At 67.1% G+C, this 17,292-nt stretch carries 16 protein-coding genes and 1 tRNA gene; 7 read left to right on the forward strand and 10 right to left on the reverse strand.

Going from position 1 to position 17,292, the window contains the following annotated elements; translation table 11 throughout:
• The first annotated feature begins 42 nt into the window (after positions 1-42).
• Positions 43-1,392: a flavin monoamine oxidase family protein gene (locus tag AC5Y4N_RS12095; protein WP_499907809.1), complete on the forward strand. Its 1,350-nt coding sequence runs from the start codon at positions 43-45 to the stop codon at positions 1,390-1,392.
• Here the strand turns inward: AC5Y4N_RS12095 and AC5Y4N_RS12100 are convergent.
• Positions 1,389-2,357: an alpha/beta fold hydrolase gene (locus AC5Y4N_RS12100; RefSeq protein ID WP_499907808.1), complete on the reverse strand. Its 969-nt coding sequence runs from the start codon at positions 2,355-2,357 to the stop codon at positions 1,389-1,391. The two genes, AC5Y4N_RS12095 and AC5Y4N_RS12100, sit on opposite strands and share 4 nt — an antisense overlap.
• 244 nt (positions 2,358-2,601) lie before the next feature.
• On the opposite strand from AC5Y4N_RS12100, the gene AC5Y4N_RS12105 reads away from it, so the two are divergent.
• Positions 2,602-3,081 (forward strand): hypothetical protein, encoded by a 480-nt coding sequence (locus AC5Y4N_RS12105; protein WP_499907807.1) that lies wholly within the window; start codon positions 2,602-2,604, stop codon positions 3,079-3,081.
• A gap of 38 nt (positions 3,082-3,119) precedes the next feature.
• Here AC5Y4N_RS12105 and AC5Y4N_RS12110 read toward each other — a convergent pair whose 3' ends face one another.
• The 4 genes from AC5Y4N_RS12110 to AC5Y4N_RS12125 all read right to left on the reverse strand — a co-directional run bounded on the left by AC5Y4N_RS12110 (position 3,120) and on the right by AC5Y4N_RS12125 (position 8,421).
• Complete coding sequence (locus AC5Y4N_RS12110; protein WP_499907806.1) at positions 3,120-3,929, reverse strand: cutinase family protein; 810 nt, start codon at positions 3,927-3,929, stop codon at positions 3,120-3,122.
• Between the two features lie 160 nt (positions 3,930-4,089).
• Positions 4,090-4,166: transfer RNA gene (locus AC5Y4N_RS12115), tRNA-Met, on the reverse strand.
• A 133-nt stretch (positions 4,167-4,299) separates the two neighbouring features.
• A complete protein-coding gene (locus AC5Y4N_RS12120) occupies positions 4,300-7,299 on the reverse strand; it encodes a UPF0182 family protein (RefSeq protein ID WP_499907805.1) in 3,000 nt (999 codons plus the stop codon).
• A gap of 99 nt (positions 7,300-7,398) precedes the next feature.
• The gene (locus AC5Y4N_RS12125; RefSeq protein WP_499907804.1) at positions 7,399-8,421 is read right to left on the reverse strand and encodes a YlbL family protein; all 1,023 of its coding nucleotides are present in this window, start codon (positions 8,419-8,421) and stop codon (positions 7,399-7,401) included.
• Between the two features lie 77 nt (positions 8,422-8,498).
• Here AC5Y4N_RS12125 and AC5Y4N_RS12130 point away from each other — a divergent pair, with 77 nt between their 5' ends.
• Genes AC5Y4N_RS12130 through AC5Y4N_RS12140 form a run of 3 tightly spaced genes read left to right on the forward strand, consistent with a single transcriptional unit; the run spans position 8,499 to position 12,111 of the window.
• Positions 8,499-9,848: a zinc-dependent metalloprotease gene (locus AC5Y4N_RS12130; RefSeq protein ID WP_499907803.1), complete on the forward strand. Its 1,350-nt coding sequence runs from the start codon at positions 8,499-8,501 to the stop codon at positions 9,846-9,848.
• 54 nt (positions 9,849-9,902) lie between these two features.
• Positions 9,903-10,733, forward strand: a complete 831-nt coding sequence (locus tag AC5Y4N_RS12135) for a cyclodehydratase (protein WP_499907802.1) — start codon at positions 9,903-9,905, stop codon at positions 10,731-10,733.
• Between the two features lie 16 nt (positions 10,734-10,749).
• A complete protein-coding gene (locus tag AC5Y4N_RS12140) occupies positions 10,750-12,111 on the forward strand; it encodes a macrolide-binding ATPase MABP-1 (RefSeq protein ID WP_499908067.1) in 1,362 nt (453 codons plus the stop codon).
• Between the two features lie 16 nt (positions 12,112-12,127).
• Here AC5Y4N_RS12140 and AC5Y4N_RS12145 read toward each other — a convergent pair whose 3' ends face one another.
• The 3 genes from AC5Y4N_RS12145 to AC5Y4N_RS12155 form a co-directional block, all read right to left on the reverse strand.
• Positions 12,128-12,394, reverse strand: a complete 267-nt coding sequence (locus AC5Y4N_RS12145) for a WhiB family transcriptional regulator (RefSeq protein WP_499907801.1) — start codon at positions 12,392-12,394, stop codon at positions 12,128-12,130.
• 129 nt (positions 12,395-12,523) lie between these two features.
• Positions 12,524-12,697 (reverse strand): hypothetical protein, encoded by a 174-nt coding sequence (locus AC5Y4N_RS12150; protein WP_499907800.1) that lies wholly within the window; start codon positions 12,695-12,697, stop codon positions 12,524-12,526.
• Between the two features lie 111 nt (positions 12,698-12,808).
• A complete protein-coding gene (locus AC5Y4N_RS12155) occupies positions 12,809-14,947 on the reverse strand; it encodes an ATP-dependent DNA helicase UvrD2 (RefSeq protein WP_499940507.1) in 2,139 nt (712 codons plus the stop codon).
• Between AC5Y4N_RS12155 and AC5Y4N_RS12160 the strand changes: the two genes are divergently transcribed.
• Positions 14,880-15,056 carry a hypothetical protein gene (locus tag AC5Y4N_RS12160; protein ID WP_499940509.1) on the forward strand — a complete coding sequence of 59 codons (177 nt, stop codon included), beginning with the start codon at positions 14,880-14,882 and terminating at the stop codon, positions 15,054-15,056. The two genes, AC5Y4N_RS12155 and AC5Y4N_RS12160, sit on opposite strands and share 68 nt — an antisense overlap.
• Before the next feature lie 8 nt (positions 15,057-15,064).
• The gene (locus AC5Y4N_RS12165) at positions 15,065-15,319 is read left to right on the forward strand and encodes a mycoredoxin (RefSeq protein ID WP_499907798.1); all 255 of its coding nucleotides are present in this window, start codon (positions 15,065-15,067) and stop codon (positions 15,317-15,319) included.
• On the opposite strand, the gene nudC is transcribed toward AC5Y4N_RS12165, so the two are convergent.
• Positions 15,316-16,227: an NAD(+) diphosphatase gene (gene nudC / locus AC5Y4N_RS12170; RefSeq protein ID WP_499907797.1), complete on the reverse strand. Its 912-nt coding sequence runs from the start codon at positions 16,225-16,227 to the stop codon at positions 15,316-15,318. The genes AC5Y4N_RS12165 and nudC overlap by 4 nt on opposite strands.
• Before the next feature lie 2 nt (positions 16,228-16,229).
• Positions 16,230-17,291: a potassium channel family protein gene (locus AC5Y4N_RS12175; protein WP_499908066.1), complete on the reverse strand. Its 1,062-nt coding sequence runs from the start codon at positions 17,289-17,291 to the stop codon at positions 16,230-16,232.
• Position 17,292: the final 1 nt, after the last annotated feature.

Below are 17,292 nucleotides of genomic sequence, written 5' to 3' on the forward strand. Positions count from 1 at the left end.
CCACGATAGGCATGTATCGCCGCGCCGAACAGGAGTTGACTGATGCCCGTGACTGAGACCAACACCGACGTCGTGGTCGTGGGCGCAGGCTTCGCAGGGCTGACCGCAGCGCGGGAACTGGTCCACCGTGGCCACGATGTCGTCGTCCTCGAGGGCAGAGAGCGCGTCGGCGGGCGATCGTGCACCGGCACCATCGCCGGCGTGCCCGTCGACCTCGGCGCCACGTTCGTCGGTCCCACCCAGGATGAAGTGCTCAAAGTGGCGGCCGACTTGGGATGTCAGACAGTGCCCACCTACGCCGACGGCCTCAACCTGATCCGCTGGCGCGGGCGCGTCAGGGCGTATCGCGGCACCATTCCGAAGCTGTCCATCCGGGAACTGTTGGATCTGGCGCGGGTGCGCTGGCAGCTCGCCCGTCTGGGTCGCCGGGTGTCGATCACCGAACCGTGGACGGCCGATGCGTCGCTGGATGCGATGTCGTTGGCGGAGTGGCTCGGATCGATCCGCGCCTCGGAGGCGGTGCGGGTGCTGCTGGCGTTGATCAGCCGCGTGACGTGGGGTGCGGAGCCCGACGAAGTGTCGCTCTTGCACGTGGTGCGCTACGTCAATGCCGCCGGAGGGCTGGACCGGATGCTCGACACCCGCGGCGGTGCGCAGCAGGACCGGTTCCCCGGCGGGACGCAGCAGATTGCGCTGCGAATCGCCGACGAGCTCGGATCCCGGCTGCGCCTCGACGCCCGCGTGCGGCGCATCGCATGGCGCGACTTCGACGGGGTGACCGCGTCCCACGACGGACACGAGGTGCACGCGCGGTTCGCGATCGTCGCGATCGCGCCCGAACATCGCGACGGCATCGAGTTCGCGCCAGAGCTGCCGCTGGAGTATCGCCACCTTGCCGAACGCTGGCCGCAAGGCAAGCTCAGCAAGGCCTACGTCGCCTACGAGACACCGTTCTGGCGCACCAAAGGCCAGACCGGACAAGCGCTTTCGGATGAGGGGCCGGTGTTCATCACGTTCGACGTCAGCCCGTCGGAGCGCGGCCCGGGCATCCTGCTCGGCTTTGCCGACGCTCGCACGTTCGACCCGCTGCCGCCTAGTCGTCGTCGCGATGTCGCAGTTGGCTGCTTCGCTGACATCTTCGGGGACGCCGCACTGGATCCCATCGACTACCTCGACCACTGCTGGAGTCAGGAACCGTTCGCACCCGGCGGCCCGACGGCGGCGGTCCCGCCTGGGTCGTGGAGCCGGTTCGGTCCGTGGCTGCGGCGGCCCGTCGGCCCTGTCCACTGGGCGGGTACTGAAACCGCCGACGAGTGGACCGGATTCATGGACGGGGCGGTGCGGTCGGGCCGGCGCGCCGCGGCTGAGGTGGCGAAGCGGCTGCGCGGCTAGGAGGTCGCTCGCTGGGGCCGGGTCACCGACGCCACCAAGTCGCGCAGGTGCTGGTTCACCTTGTCGGGGTGCTCGAGGATGGCGCAGTGCCCGCCGGGCAGTTCGACGAAGCCGGCGAGATTCGGGACAGCGTCGGCGATCTTTCGTGACTGCCCGATCGGCAGCAGGCGGTCTTTCGTGCTGCCGATCACCAACGCCGGCACGGTCAGACCGTCCAAGGGCAGGTGTTCAGGGCCGAGCGCGTCGGCAAGCATTCGCGCACATCCGCCGCGAGCGACCGGTGAGGTGCCCATGAACAGTTCGTAGACCAGATCGGTGACCGACGGGTGAGCGTCCGCACCCACCGCCAGTGCCGTGATGAATCGACGGCTGGTCCACTTGGCGCCGGCCGGGACGGGCAGCGGCCCGATAGCGCGAATAACCTGTTCCGCCACTCGAATTCGGGCCGCAGCCAGAAGACCCGGCACGTTGAGCAGACGCAGCTCGCGCAGCAGGTCGCCGGTGGCGGTGTTGATCAGCGCGACCGCGTCGGCGCGGTGTGGCACCGAGTCGCGGTACCGATGGGACCAGGCGCTGATGGTCATGCCGCCCATCGAGTGTCCGGCGATCACCGCCCGCTCCCCCGGTCGCAACGTCGCGTCGAGGACGGCGTTCAGGTCAGCGGCGAGATAGTCGAGGGTGTAGTGGCGCCGATGGCGTGGAATTTCGCTGCGGCCGTGGCCGCGGTGGTCGAAGGCGATGACGCGGTGGTCGGTAGCGAGATCGGCGATCTGGTGTTTCCATACGCGAAGCGCACAGGTGATGCCGTGGCTCAACACGATCGGATAGCCGTCGTCGGGCCCGAAGACCTCGGTGTGCAAGCGGGTGCCGTCCGACGATCGGACCATGAGGGCGCGGGCGGGAGATAACTCGGCAAGGCCGTTAGTTGATCTAGCTGCGCGGCCGCGCTGGATCTGGTGAGCCATGACCACTCCGATCGGCGGCGACGACGCCGCGTGGGCAAAGCCTACCCAGTATCTGAACCCGTTATGCCGCATTCCGGTGGCGTGCCGTGCGGTTCTCTGTGGGCGGAAAAGTGACCTATTTCACGACGTGTCGAATTCGTTATCGAGGTTTATCTCAACTGTCACATGGGTAACTTTGGTAACAGCGGTTGGTCAGGCACCAGCCCATCACCACCACCCAGAAAGAGTCGAATGGAACATCTGAATGAACACTGTCCTTTACTTCAGCCCCAATGGCGTCGCTTATGAAACCCGGGCCTACAGCAAGGCCGACATCGCAGATCTGATCAACAACTGTGGGCTGGAGAGCTTGACCAGCACCGACAGGCAGTTCGACTTCTGGTTCACTCCCTCGACCCGGCGGTGCCAGCGCCGTCCCAACCGCAGGGCTACCGAACTACTCTTGGCCACTACGAATTTCACCGCGAAAACGGTGCCGCTGTTGCGCGGCGGAGTGGTTGTGGCCACGCATGACTCCGACGGCGACCTAGACGGACTCAGCTGGCAGCAGCTGGATCTGCTGGTTGAACGGAGTCGGTCACTGACCAAGCGCGACGACCGGGTGCTTACCCGTCGGATCAACCGCGAGATTCGCCGCCTGCGGCGCAACGCCGAAGCGGCTCAGGCCGCGAATGCGCGGCGGGTCAAGCGGCACGCCCCCAGCCAGCTGGAAGCGGCCCGATAGTCACGCGGTTCCACGCCATTACCGCACCGTTCTAGGCATTACCTCACCGTGCGCGTGTCCGACGCCAGCTGCGAGACCTGAGGCGACGGCCCGAGCAATTGATAGACCGGAGCGGTCCAGGCGTATCCGCCGCTGGTGTTGAGCGCGTAGCTCGTGTGGATGGCCACGCCAGCGGCGGTCGTCGGGCCGGAAACGGCGTCACAGACGGCGTCGCCGCGATCGCAGACGCTGATCGTGCGGCTGCCAATGGTGTCGGGGAGCTTGCCTGGAGCGTGCGCCAAGATCGGCCAGTCCTGCGCCACGCCTTTGCCTTTGGCGGGCGACGCAGTGGCCGAACCGATGGTGATCACGGTGTCGCCGGGTAGCCGGTCGCCGTCGGCGACCAGCAGCGCCGCCGCGATGTTGGGGCTGTCGGCCAGCGGCTGCAGGTTGCGGTGCACCACCATTGCCCCCTGCGAGTAACCGGCCAGCACGACTTTGCTTGCGGGGCAACGTGTTGCGAATGTCGCGTACTGGGTGCGCAATGCGGCGGTGCCGGCGTCGACGCTGCTCATGAAGCCGGCCCAGCCGAGCAGGTCGCCATCGGCGGGCACTGCCTTGGCGGGATAGTCGACTGCTTCGGCCGTGATCACCCGGCCGTCTCGCTGCACTTGCTGGGCGAGATCGCGGTATGACTGGTAGACCACTCGGCCCATTCCGCCGTTCGCGGTCGGATCGTCGCGCTCGCCGGAGCCGGCGGCGCCGATCCAATGGACGTCAGGACAACTCGACTCTGCGTTTGCAACGCCAGCGGTCACACCGATCAGTGCTGCGCCTGCCACCGCGACGGCAACAGCCACCGCACTCATGCGTCCTACCACCCGACCCCCTGCGCTGCGCCAAAGTCCGTCGGAAGGTCATCGGCGCCACAGTCACATGCGTTACAGCTGTCAGGGTGAAGTGCGGTCACGCGGGGATCGACCCCATGGAAAACGGCCCCCGGAGATCGCTCCCGGAGGCCGTTCTACTTGGTAGCGGGGACAGGATTTGAACCTGCGACCTCTGGGTTATGAGCCCAGCGAGCTACCGAGCTGCTCCACCCCGCGTCGGTGAACGCAAGGTTACCGAAGCCACGGCCAGTGGCCAAATCGCGCGCTCGACGGCCGCGAGCGTGCACCGCCGTACGCCCAGAGCGGCGTGTCGCTGAGCAGACACGCACCCTCGCGCGAAGGGACGGGGCTACTTGGCGTTGTTGTACTTCGTCATCGCGTCGTTGAGGCGCTGCAGCGCGTTGCCGTAATCGGCGAAGTTGCCGCTTCGCTGCGCCTGCTGCACCGAGTCCAGCGCGGACTGCACCTCCTGCAAGGCCGCGGCCTTTTGCGTCGACAACTGCACCGGCCCTCCCGGCGGCACCGCAGCAGGTGCGGGCGTAGCAGCAGGAGGAGGCGAATTGCCGTCGGGCGCAGCCGTCGGTACCGGTGTGGACGGCGCCCCTGCGGGTGGCGTGCCCTCCGGCGCCGGTGCCGGGCCTGTCGCGGTGGCGCCCGCGCCTGGGCCGAACAGCTGCTCGAGAGCGTCACGCACCGTCGGCCCGAAGCTGACCCGGTCGTTGTACATCATCGCCACCCGAATGAGCCTCGGGTACGACGATGCCACGTCGCTGGTGCCGGGCGAGGCGTACACGGGTTCGACGTAGAGCAGCCCGCCCTGGCCGATCGGCAGCGTCAACAAATTGCCCCACCGGATGCGGTTCTGGTTGTCGCGCCCGATCACACCGAGGTATTGCGACACCGCCGTGTCTGTGGTGATCGCGTTGTTGGCCAGCTTGGGACCGTTGACCTGCCCCGGAATCGTCAGCACCGTGATCCTGCCGTATGTCGCCGGGTCGGAGCTGGCGCTGATGTAGGCGGCCAAGAAGTCGCGCTTGAACCGGTTCATCGCGCTGGTCAGCTGGAACGACGACGAGTTGTCATTGCGCGCAAGGTCTTTGGCGACGATGTAGTACGGCGGCTGATAACTGCTGGCTGTCGGGTTCGGGTCGAGCGGCACGTCCCAGAAGTCGGAGGTGGAGAAGAACGTCACCGGATCGTTGACGTGGTACTTGCCCAGCAGCATTCGCTGGACCTTGAACAAGTCCTCCGGATAGCGAAGGTGCGCAGCAAGATCCGGCGATATCGCGCTCTTCGGCTTCACCGTGCCGGGGAACACCTTCGTCCACGCCTGCAAGACCGGATCGCTCTCATCCTGGGCGTACAGCGTCACGGTGCCGTCATAGGCGTCGACGGTGGCCTTCACCGAATTTCGGATGTAGGACACCTGCTTGTCAGGTGCCAGCCGGTTCACCGCCACCTCGTTGGAGTCGGCCGTCGCAGACGACAGTGACGTCAACTCCGAGTACGGATAGTTGTCCAGCGTGGTGTAGCCGTCGACGATCCACACCAGCCGCTTGTTCACCACCGCCGGATACACCGAGCTGTCGGTGGTCAGCCACGGCGCCACGGCCTCTACCCGCTGCGCCGGGTCCCGGTTGAACAAGATCTTGCTGTTGTCGCCGATCACGTTGGAGAACAGGAAGTTTCGCTCGGCGAACTTCGCGGCGAACACGGTACGGGCGAACCAGTTACCCAGGGGCACACCGCCGGTGCCGGTGTAGGTGTAGTTCTTGGTCTCGGTGTTGGTCTCGTAGTCGTACTCGCGGTCGGCGCCGGTCTTGCCGACGATCGCGTAATCGGCTGCCGCGCTCGCGATCACCGGTCCGAAGTAAATTCGCGGCTGGTCCAGCGGGGCGGGCCCGTCCGAACGCACCGTGCCGTTGGCGCCGACGACGTTGACGAGGAACTCGGGGTAGCCGCCGTTCTGGTTGGGGTCATTGGCGATTCCGCGCACCGTGTTGGCCGGCGATGCTATGAAACCGTTGCCGTGCGTGTAGACGGTGTGCCGGTTGATCCAGTCGCGCTGGTTGTCGATCAGCCTGTCCGGGTTGAGTTCTCGGGCTGCGACTACGAAATCCCGCAGGTTTCCGTCGGGCCCCTGATAGCGGTCGATCGACAACTGGTCGGGAAAGTAGTAGAAGTTCTTGCCCTGCTGAAACTGCGTGAATGCCGGGCTGACGATCGTAGGGTCGAGCACCCTAATGTTCGATGTGGTGGCCCGATCGGCGGCCACCTGCTGGGCGGTCGCGGTGGAGTTGCCGCTGTAGTCGCGGTACGTCACCACGTTGTCGGTCAGCCCGTAGGCCTGCCGCGTCGCGGTGATGCTCCGGCTGATGTACTCGCCTTCCTTCTGTGCCGCGTTCGGTTTGACGCTGAACTGCTCGACGATCAGCGGCCAGCCCGCCCCGATGATCAACGACGACAGCAACAACAGCACCAGACCGATGGCCGGAATTCGCAAGTCGCGCAACACGATCGCGGAGAACACGGCGACCGCGCAGATCAGCGCGATGGCGAGCAGGATCATCTTCGCCGGCAGCACCGCGTTGATGTCGGTGTAGCCGGCCCCGGTGAACGGCTTGCCGCCGCGGGTGTGCGACAGCAGCTCGTAGCGGTCCAGCCAGTACGCAACGGCCTTGAGCACCACCAGAATTCCGACCAGCACCACCAGCTGGATGCGGGCCGAACGACTCAGCGCACCGGTGCGGCCCGATAGCCGGATTCCGCCGAAGATGTAGTGGCTGACGAGGTTCGCCAGAAACGCCAGGAACACCGCGACGAACAGATAGCTAAGCACCAACCGGTAGAACGGGAGGTCGAACGCGTAGAAGCCCAGATCCTTGCCGAATTGCGGGTCCGCGACGCCGAAGTCACCGCCGTGCAGGAAGAGCTGGACCCGCGCCCAGTAGCTCTGCGCGATGATCCCGGCCAGCACGCCCACCACCGCCGGGATACCGATGCCGAACAACCGCAGCCGGGTCAGCACCGCGGTGCGGTACCGCGCGACGGGGTCGTTGGGGCCGTTGGCCGGCACGAACACCGGACGCGAACGATAAGCCAGCGCCAGTCCGGCGTACACGATCGCGCCGACCAACAGGGCCGTGACCAAAAACACCACCAAGCGCGTCACCACCACGGTGCTGAACACCGAGCGGTAGCCGAGTTCTCCGAACCACAGCCAGTCGACGTACGCGTCCACGAACCGCGGGCCCACCAGCAGCAACGCCACGACGGCGAGCGCTATGCCGATTAGTATCCGGCTTCGCCGAGTCAGCTTGGGCATCCTGGCGGACGGCCGCATTCCCACGTCTCAACTCCTGCTTGGTGCTAGTTACCCGCTCGGACAAGCCTCGCGCGGTTCGGCGGTGGTGACCCAACTGTACGCATCAGCGGTGAGGCGGGATTGTCAGCAGCGAGGAGGTTCGCCGCCGGCTGAAAGCTGGTGCAATGCGTCGACCGCCTGACCCAACGAGTCGACCTTGACCAGCTCGAGGCCGTCGTCGTCGGCGCTGCGCGCCTCGGCGCAGTTGTCGGTGGGCACCAGGAACACCGTCGCGCCGGCTTCGTGGGCGGCGAGCATCTTGTGGGTGATCCCGCCGATCGGCCCGACTTTGCCGTCGCTGTCGATGGTGCCGGTGCCGGCGACGAACTTCGACGCGGTCAAGTCTCCGGTGGTGAGCTTGTCAACCACCGCCAGCGCGAACATCAACCCGGCCGACGGTCCGCCGATATTGGCCAGATTGAACGTGATTTTGAACGGCGCCCACGGCGCCTCGCGCACGCTGACACCGAGAAAACCGTAATCGCGGTCCTTGTTCTTGCCGAGTCTGATCGTCGTCGAGCCCGGCGGCGCGTTCTTGCGGCGGAAGTCGACGACGATCTGCTGGTCCGGTTTGGTCTGCTTCAGCAGCGACTGGAACTGGTCGAGGCTGGTGATCGCAGTGCCGTTGACCTTGTCTATCGCGTCACCGGGTTGCAGCTTGTCGTGCGACGGGCCGTCGTCGTTGACCACCTCGACCGTCACCGCCGGCGCGTAGTGAAGGAAGCCCAGAGCCGCATATTTGGCCTTGTCTTCTGAGGCCTCGAAGTCTTCGGTGTTCTCCTTGGTGACCTCGTCGCGCGATTTGTCGGGTGGATAGACCAGGCTGCGCGGCACCAGCTGCTCGCGGCCCGACATCCACAGCACGACCGCCTGACCGAGCGTCAGCTGGTCGCGCTGCGCCACCGTGGTCATGTTCAAATGGCCCGACGCCGGAAACACCGTGGTGCCCTCGATGTCGACGACCTCCTTGCCGTCGACCTCGCCGAGGGTGTTGAAAGTCGGGCCCGGGCCGAGCGACACATACGGCACCGTCACCACCCCGAGCAGCACACCGAACGCGACGATCGGCGCCAGTGCCACGACCAGCGTCAGAATCCGCCTGTTCACGCCAGACACAGTACGGAACCGAAAACCCAACCCGTTCACGGAGAGCGTGACGCCGAGCCGCCCCGAGTTCCGTGGCGGTGAGTACCGTTGGGGTTATGGCTGACCTGCCTTTCGGCTTTTCCGCCGGTGACGATCCCGACCGCGACAAGCGGAAGAAGGATGCCGATTCCGGCGACGAGTCCGCCATGGGCTTCGACGTCACCGACCTCGGCAAGCTGTTCACCCAACTCGGCCAGATGTTCAGCGGCGCGGGCAGCGCGATGGCTTCGGGCAAGGCGTCGGGACCGGTGAACTACGACCTCGCGCGAAAGCTGGCGTCCAGTTCGATCGGTTTCGTCAAACCGGTTCCCGCCACGACGTCGTCGGCCATCGCCGACGCTGTGCACCTCGCGGAGACGTGGCTGGACGGGGCGACCGCACTGCCCGCCGGCACGGTCAAGGCGGTCGGGTGGACGCCGCAGGACTGGGTGGACAACACGCTGGACACCTGGAAGCGGCTGTGCGACCCGATGGCACAACAGATTTCGACGGTATGGGCGGCGGCGTTGCCGGAGGAGGCCAAGGCGATGGCCGGCCCGCTGATGTCGATGATGACGCAGATGGGTGGGATGGCGTTCGGCTCGCAGCTGGGCCAGGCGCTGGGCACGCTGTCGAAGGAGGTGCTCACCTCCACCGACATCGGACTGCCGCTGGGGCCGAAGGGCGTGGGCGCGCTGATGCCCGACGCGATCGAAGAGTTGTCGACGGGGCTGGAGCAGCCGCGCAGCGAGATCCTGACGTTCCTGGCGGCTCGCGAAGCCGCGCACCACCGCCTGTTCAGCCACGTGCCCTGGCTGGCCAGTCAGCTGCTGAATGCGGTCGAGTCGTATGCGCGCGGAATGAAGATCGACATGAGCGGCATCGAAGAGGCGGCGCGCGGCTTCAACCCGATGGCGCTGGGCGACCCGGCGGCGATGGAGCAGTTGCTCACGCAGGGCGTGTTCGAGCCCAAGGCCACTCCCGAGCAGACCGCGGCTCTGGAGCGCCTGGAGACGTTGCTCGCGTTGATCGAGGGCTGGGTGCAGACGGTGGTGACCGCCGCGCTGGGTGACCGCATCCCCGGCACGGCGGCGCTGAGCGAGATGCTGCGGCGGCGACGGGCCACGGGCGGGCCTGCGGAACAGACCTTCGGCACGCTGGTCGGCCTGGAGCTGCGGCCCCGCAAAATGCGCGAGGCCGCCGCGTTGTGGGAGCGGCTGACCGAGGCAGCGGGTATCGACGGGCGCGACGCCGTCTGGCAACACCCCGACCTGCTGCCTGATTCCGACGACCTCGACGAGCCGGCCGGGTTCATCGACCGGGTGATCGGCGGCGACACCAGCGGCATCGACGAAGTGATCGCCCAATTCGAAACCGACGAGCGCACCGAGGACGACGGCGAGGACTAACCGCCCCCTGTGGATAACCCCTGAGTGCGACTGCGCGCATGGCACAGTCAAGCCATGGGGGTCGTCACACTCGAGCCGTCGATGCCTGTGCTGCTACGCCCCGACGGGTTCGTCCAAGTGGGATGGGATCCACGCCGGGCGGTGCTGGTGCGCCCACCCCTGGGCCTGACGGCCGACGCCTTGGCGGTTCTGCTGCGCAGAATGCAGTCGCGGGTACCGACGGCCGACCTGCTGGCAAGCGCAGTCGAGCTCGGGCTCGCCGACCCACAGGAGTTCGCGGAGGTGGTCCGGCAGCTTCTGTGTGCGAATGTGGCTACGCGCCAACGTCTTTCGCGGACCACGCGGTCCATCAACGTCCGGGTGCACGGCAGCGGCCCGCTGTCCGACGTCGTCGTCAACGCGATTCGCTGCTCAGGGGCGCGCGTGCGGCACACGAACCAGCGCGGCGCCACCGCGGCCGATGCGGACCTCGTCGTGTTGACCGATTACCTCGTCGTCGACCCGGGTCTTGTGCGGGCACTGCATGCGGCCGCGACACCACACCTTCTGGTCCGGGTGCGCGACGGCACCGGCCTGGTCGGGCCGATGGTGGTGCCGGGTGTTACCAGCTGTCTGCGCTGCGCCGACCTTCACCGCAGCGATCACGATGCTGCTTGGCCGGCGGTGGCGGCGCAGCTGCGCGACACCGTGGGCACGGCGGACCGGGCGACGGTGCTGGCCACCGCCGCGCTGGCGGTCAACCAGGTCGACCGGATACTGCGGGCCATCCAGTCCGGCAGCACCCCGGCCCCGCCGCCGACGCTGGACACCACGCTGGAATTCGACGTCGGCGCCAGCTCGATCGTCGCGCGGCGGTGGGCGCGCCATCCCCGGTGTTCCTGCTGACAACCCGTGTTGCCACATCGGTGCGACCGCCGACCCGTTCGTCGGGGATGATGGTGGAGTGGCAGACATCAAACGTGGTCGGGCGGCTCGCAACGCGAAGCTTGCCTCCCTGCCCGTCGGCATCGCCGGCAGGGCCGCACTGGGCTTCGGCAAGAGGCTGACCGGCAAGTCGAAAGACGAGGTCAACGCCGAGCTGATGGACAAGGCCGCCCAGCAGTTGTTCACCGTGCTCGGTGAACTCAAGGGCGGGGCGATGAAGGTCGGCCAGGCGCTGTCGGTAATGGAGGCCGCGATCCCCGAGCAGTACGGCAAGCCGTACCGCGAGGCGCTGACCAAGCTGCAAAAAGACGCCCCGCCGTTGCCGGCGGCCAAGGTGCACCGGGTGCTCGACGCGCAGCTGGGCACCAAGTGGCGTGAGCGGTTCATGTCGTTCGACGACACCCCGGTGGCTTCCGCGAGCATCGGCCAGGTGCACAAGGCGGTGTGGCACGACGGCCGGCAGGTCGCGGTGAAGATCCAGTACCCCGGTGCCGACGAAGCGCTGCGGGCCGACCTGAAGACCATGCAGCGGATGGTCGGCGTGCTCAAGCAGCTCTCCCCTGGCGCCGACGTCGATGCGGTGGTCGACGAGCTGATCGAACGCACCGAGATGGAGCTCGACTACCGGCTCGAGGCCGAGAACCAGCGGGCATTCGCCAAGGCGTACGAGGGTGATCCGAAGTTCGTGATACCTCATATCGTCGCGAGCGCCCCGAAAGTGCTTGTGGCGGAATGGATCGACGGCATTCCGATGTCGCAGATCATCCGCAGCGGCACCGTCGAGCAGCGGGACCGGATGGGCACCCTGCTGGCCGAGCTGACCTACAGCGCGCCACAGCGTCTGGAGATGATGCACGGCGACGCGCATCCCGGAAATTTCATGCTGATGGCTGATCAGAAGATGGGCGTCATCGACTTCGGGGCGGTCGCGCCGCTGCCGGGCGGGCTACCGATCGAGCTGGGCCACATGCTGCGGTATGCGATCGACGGGGACTACGACAACCTGATCGCGACGATGGAGGTGATCGGGTTCATCCAGCCCGGCGAGAAGGTGTCGGCGCGCGAAATCGACGACATGCTGCGCCAGTACATCGAACCCGTCCAAACGGAGGTGTTCCATTACACCCGCAAGTGGTTGCAGCGGATGACCGCGGTGCAGATGGAACGCTCGGTGGCGCAGATCAAGACGGTGCGACAGCTCGACGTGCCGCCGAAGCTCGCGATCCCGATGCGCGTGATCGCCTCCAACGTCGCAATCGCCTGTCAGCTGGACGCCCATGTGCCGATGAGATCCATTGTGATGCAATACCTTCCAGGTTTCGCCGACGCGGACGGCTAGCTCGTCGTCGAAGGTGTCACGCCGCCTCGGCATCCTTTCGCGGCCGTCCGCGCGGGCGCTTGCGGGCGATGATGGTGCCCCGCTCGAAGATTTGGCCGCCCCACACACCCCACGGCTCTTCTCGCTCCAGCGCCGCCTGTAGGCACTGACGACGGATCGGGCAGCCGGCGCACAGCTGCTTGGCGCGTTCGAGGTCGGCGGGGTTGTCGGCGAACCACAAGTCGGGATCGCCTGCATGACAAGGCAGTTCGGGCCTTCTCTCCCGACACGTCGAGAGCGACATGTCCAATTCCTGCTTCCTGGTCGTAGTCCGTCGTTGTCTGCTGGCGGATCTGTGACCAGGTGCCCGTAAAAGCGAGAAGGCCACGGATCCTTGCTGTCTGCGGGTCCGTGGCCTTGGGTGTGGGAGCTGCTAGATGGTGCTCCCGTCCACGAACCCGGCAGTCGCGGCGGTGCGGCGCTTGCGCGCGGGCGCCGCCGCCGCATGCGCCGACGCGGCGGCGTGCGCGGTCCAGGTGCCGGCCGGAAGATCCCGAACAGCGCCGACAACGCGCATGCCTACCGCGAACGCATTGATGCTCAACATGATCGGGCTCCTCCTCTCGTCATCAGCTACGGATGAATCGTGGGCGCCACACGCCCGCGTTTGAGGGTAAAGGGTAGCAGTATCCGTCGACAACCAATTTTTGACCTGCGGTTATGCGCTGCGGGCGCGGACGAGCGCGAGCACGTCGGGCCCGAATTGTTCGAGCTTGCGCGCGCCGATGCCCGGGATCGCCACCAAGGCGTGGTCATCGGCGGGCAGCTGTTCGGCGATCGCGATCAGCGTGTTGTCGGTGAACACCACGAACGCCGGCACATCCATCGCGGTGGCGGTGCGCAGCCGCCATTCTTTGAGCTGCTTGAGCAGTTCTTCGTCGATGTCGGCGGGACATTTCTCGCAGCGGCGCAACATGATCGCGGTGGGTGCCGACAGCGCGGCGTTGCAGATTCGACAGCGTGGCGCCGACCCGCGTGCACGCCGCGGCTTGCGGGCCGCGGTGTCGGACGGTGTCTGCGGCGCAATGCCGGCCAGAAACCGTGACGGCCGCCGGGTCTGCCGACCGCCGGCGGTGCGCGAAAGCGCCCAGCTCAGCTCCAAATGCGTTCGCGCCCTTGTGATTCCGACATAAAGCAGTCGGCGTTCCTCTTCGACGGCCTCGCTGTCGGGGCCGTGGGCGAGGGCATGCGAAATGGGCAGTGTGCCGTCGGCCAGCCCGACCAAGAACACCGCATCCCACTCCAGCCCCTTGGCGGCATGCAGCGACGCGAGCGTCACCCCTTGGACCACGGGGGGATGGCGGGCGTCGGCGCGTATGCGCAACTCGGCCAGCAGCCCGGACAGGTCCAGGTCGGGTCGGCGGGCGACCTCGTCGTCGACGAGTTCGGCGAGCGCGCCGAGCGCCTCCCAACGCTCCCGCGCCCGAGCGCCGGCCGGCGGGGTGGCGGTCAGACCGAGCGGCTCGAGCAGCGCCCGCACCAGCGGGCCGAGCTCGCCGGTGGCGCCGCGCTCGGCGACGCGATGCAGCGCCACGAGTGCCTGCCGGATTTCCTGGCGGGTGAAGAACCCTTCGCCGCCACGGACTTGGAACGGAACGCCGGCCTCGGTGAGCGCCTCTTCGTACACCTCGGACTGGGCGTTGATGCGGTACAGCACCGCGATTTCTGACGGGGGGGTGCCGGCCTGGATCAGCGCTTTGATTTTCGACGCAACGGCAGCCGCCTCGGCGACCTCGTCGGAATGTTCGGAGAACGACGGCACCGGCCCGGGGGCGCGTTGCCCGATCAGGTGCAGCTTGCTGCCTGCGACGCGGCCACGCGCGGCTGCGATCACCCGGTTGGCGAGCGATACGACTTGCGGGGTGGACCGGTAGTCGCGCTCGAGACGGACCACGGTGGCGTCCGGAAAGCGGCGGGAGAACTCGAGAAGGAAGCGTGGCGTGGCGCCGGTGAACGAGTAGATGGTCTGGTTCGCGTCGCCGACCACCGTCAGGTCGTCGCGCTCCCCCAGCCAGGCGGCAAGCACACGTTGCTGCAGCGGAGTGACGTCCTGGTACTCGTCGACGACGAAGCAGCGGTACCGGTCGCGGAACTCCTGCGCGACAGCGGCGTCGTTCTCGATGGCCGCGGCGGTGTGCAGCAGCAGGTCGTCGAAGTCGAGCAGCATCACGCCGTCGCGGCGGGTCTTGGCTGCTTCGTAGCCGGCGTACACCGCGGCGACCTTGCCGGCGTCCAGCGGGGTGTCCCGTCCGATGTCGGCGACCGCGTCCGCGTATCCCTCCGGAGTGATCAGCGATGCCTTCGCCCATTCGATCTCGCCGGCGAGATCGCGCACGTCGTCAGCGGAGACCTGCAGCCCCATCCGGGAGGCGGCGTGCGCCACGACGGAGAACTTGCTGTCCAGCAGCTCCCAGCGGGCATCGCCGACCACGCGTGGCCAGAAGTAGTTCAGCTGGCGGCGGGCCGCGGCGTGGAAGGTGACGGCCTGCACCGAGCCGGTGCCCACCCCGTCGTCGAGCTCGCGCAGCCGGTTGCGCATCTCCCCTGCGGCGCGCTGGGTGAATGTCACAGCCAGGACCTGCCCGGGTGCGACGTGTCCGGCCGCGACCAGGTGCGCGATGCGGCGGGTAATGGTGCGGGTCTTGCCGGTGCCGGCACCGGCAAGCACGCACAGCGGTCCGCGCGGCGCCAGCACGGCTTCGCGCTGCTCATCGTCGAGGTCGGCAGCGATGAGCCTTTCGGGCGAAGAGCCACTGGCACCGATGAGCCTCTCGGGCGAAGAGCCACTGGCACCGATGAGCCTCTCGGGCGAAGAGCCACTGGTCCGGACCGTCGGCATGGTGCCCATCATGGCAGCACGCCCCGACACCATGGCGCGGGAATCGCCGCGCGTGACGATTGGTTAGATCTGGCTATGACATCTGTGCCGTTGACCATGTACACCACCAGCTGGTGCGGCTATTGCGTGCGGTTGAAGACGATGCTGAAGGCCGACGGGATCGCCTACGAGGAGATCAACATCGAAGAGGACCCGGTTGCTGCGCAGTTCGTCAGCTCGGTGAACGGCGGCAACCGCACGGTGCCCACCGTGAAGTTCGCCGACGGCTCCACGATGACCAATCCGAGTGCGGCGCAGGTCAAACAGAAGCTGGCGCAGCTGGCGAATTAGTCTGCGTAGGCCCAGGATTCGATGATCTCGCGGGCGATCGAAATCGATCCGGGCAGAAGCAGCCGTGAATGGGAGCTGCTGGTCCAGTCGCCGTGTTCGAGCGCGTCGCGGACCTCGGCGCGGCTGAACCAGCCGGCTTCGGCGATTTCGCCGTCGTTGAAGGAGAACTGCTCGTCGGGGTCGGCGATCGCGTGGAAGCCGACCATCAACGACCGCGGGAACGGCCAGGGCTGGCTGCCCAGGTAGCGCACGTCGCGCACATGCAATCCGATCTCTTCGGCGATCTCGCGGACCACACACGACTCGAACGACTCACCGGCTTCGACGAATCCGGCCAGCAGCGAGAAGAACCTCTCGGGCCAGACGGTTTGGCGGGCCAGCACCGCGCGGTCAGCGCCGTCGTGCACCAGACAGATCACCGCCGGGTCGATGCGGGGGTATTCCTCGTGGCCGGTGACCGGGTCGACGCGCGCCCAGCCGGCCTTGACGGCTTTGGTGGGGGCGCCGTCGACCGGGCTGAACCGAGCGTTGTCATGCCAGTTCAGCAGCGCGGTCGCGGTGGCGACGAGTTGGGCGCTGACGTCGTCGAAGAGGTGTCCGCCGCGGCGCAGATCGACGACCTCGGCGCCGTCGTGATCGTCATGGGCCAGCGGCGCGCGGATGCCCCACACGTGCCGACCGTCCGGCAGCCGGCCGAGGAACACCGCCTCCTGCGGCGGCCTGTCACCGAATCCGAGAGCGCTGTCGAGCACCACCTGCTCCTCGGAGACCAGCACCTGGTTGCGCGAATCCACCCGCAGCACAGCGGCATTCGGCCACCCGGCCACCGCAGCGTCGACATCCGTGCGAACAGCGTCGGCTCGGTCGGCGCCGACGCGGGCGAGCAAGGGGACGTTGCGTAGCTTCAAGATCAGCTGCGTTCCACACTGCGCACGTACAGCAGCCGATCCCCCGGCTCGAGCGCATCGACTTCCGGCGAGTCGACGCGCAGCAGCGTGCCGTTGCGGACCACGCCGAGCACGATGTCGGACAGGTGCCGCGGCGAGCCGCCGACCTCCTTACGCTCCACCTCGCGCTCGGCGATCGCGAACCCTTCCTCAGGGGTGAGCAGGTCTTCCATCATCTCCACGACACTCGGGGTGGACGTCGCGATACCGAGCAGCCGGCCGGCGGTGTCAGACGACACCACCACCGAGTCGGCGCCGGATTGCCGCAGCAGATGGCGGTTTTCGGCTTCTCGCACCGCCGCGACGATCTTGGCCTTGGGGGCGAGTTCGCGGGCGGTGAGCGTGACGAGGACCGCGGTGTCGTCGCGGTTGGTGGCGACGACGATCGCGGCGGCGTGCTGAGCGCCGGCGAGCCGGAGCACGTCGGACTTGCTGGCGTTGCCGTGAACGGTGACGAGCCCGTTGGTGGCGGCCTGTTCCAACACGGATTGGTCGGTGTCGACGACCACGATCTCGCCGGCCGGAGTGCCGTCGCCGATCATCGCGTCGACCGCTGTCCTGCCCTTCGTGCCGTAGCCGATCACGATGGTGTGGTTACGCACTCTTTTCCTCCATCGCTGGATCTTGAGGGCCTGGCGGGACTGCGTGGTGAGCGTCTCGACGGTGGTGCCGATCAGCACGATCAGGAAGGCCACCCGCAGCGGGGTGATCACCAGGACATTGACCAGTCGGGCGGATTCGGTGACCGGGGTGATGTCACCGTAACCGGTGGTCGAAAGCGACACCGTCGCGTAGTAGAAGCAGTCGAGGAACGACAGCGGGTTGCCTTGTCCGCCGTCCCGATAGCCGTCGCGGTCCAGATACACGATCAGCACCGCCGCGAACAACGCCAGCGCCGCGTACACCACCCGCCGGAAGATCCGCTGTCCCGGGCTGACGAACTTCTCCGGGATGCGCAGCACGTCGACCAATGCGGCATCCGGTCGTGAAGTGAGGGCGTCGTCGGCGCTGGCCAAGCGCCTCAAC

Source organism: Mycobacterium sp. NGS19 (assembly GCF_059813155.1).

Bases quoted from the DNA above. Each gene is read 5' to 3' on its own strand.
- AC5Y4N_RS12095 (WP_499907809.1), top strand. From the start codon at position 43: ATGCCCGTGACTGAGACCAACACCGACGTCGTGGTCGTGGGCGCAGGC.
- AC5Y4N_RS12100 (WP_499907808.1), bottom strand. From the start codon at position 2,357: ATGGCTCACCAGATCCAGCGCGGCCGCGCAGCTAGATCAACTAACGGC.
- AC5Y4N_RS12105 (WP_499907807.1), top strand. From the start codon at position 2,602: ATGAACACTGTCCTTTACTTCAGCCCCAATGGCGTCGCTTATGAAACC.
- AC5Y4N_RS12110 (WP_499907806.1), bottom strand. From the start codon at position 3,929: ATGAGTGCGGTGGCTGTTGCCGTCGCGGTGGCAGGCGCAGCACTGATC.
- AC5Y4N_RS12135 (WP_499907802.1), top strand. From the start codon at position 9,903: ATGGGGGTCGTCACACTCGAGCCGTCGATGCCTGTGCTGCTACGCCCC.
- AC5Y4N_RS12145 (WP_499907801.1), bottom strand. From the start codon at position 12,394: ATGTCGCTCTCGACGTGTCGGGAGAGAAGGCCCGAACTGCCTTGTCAT.
- AC5Y4N_RS12150 (WP_499907800.1), bottom strand. From the start codon at position 12,697: ATGTTGAGCATCAATGCGTTCGCGGTAGGCATGCGCGTTGTCGGCGCT.
- AC5Y4N_RS12160 (WP_499940509.1), top strand. From the start codon at position 14,880: ATGAGCCTTTCGGGCGAAGAGCCACTGGCACCGATGAGCCTCTCGGGC.
- AC5Y4N_RS12165 (WP_499907798.1), top strand. From the start codon at position 15,065: ATGACATCTGTGCCGTTGACCATGTACACCACCAGCTGGTGCGGCTAT.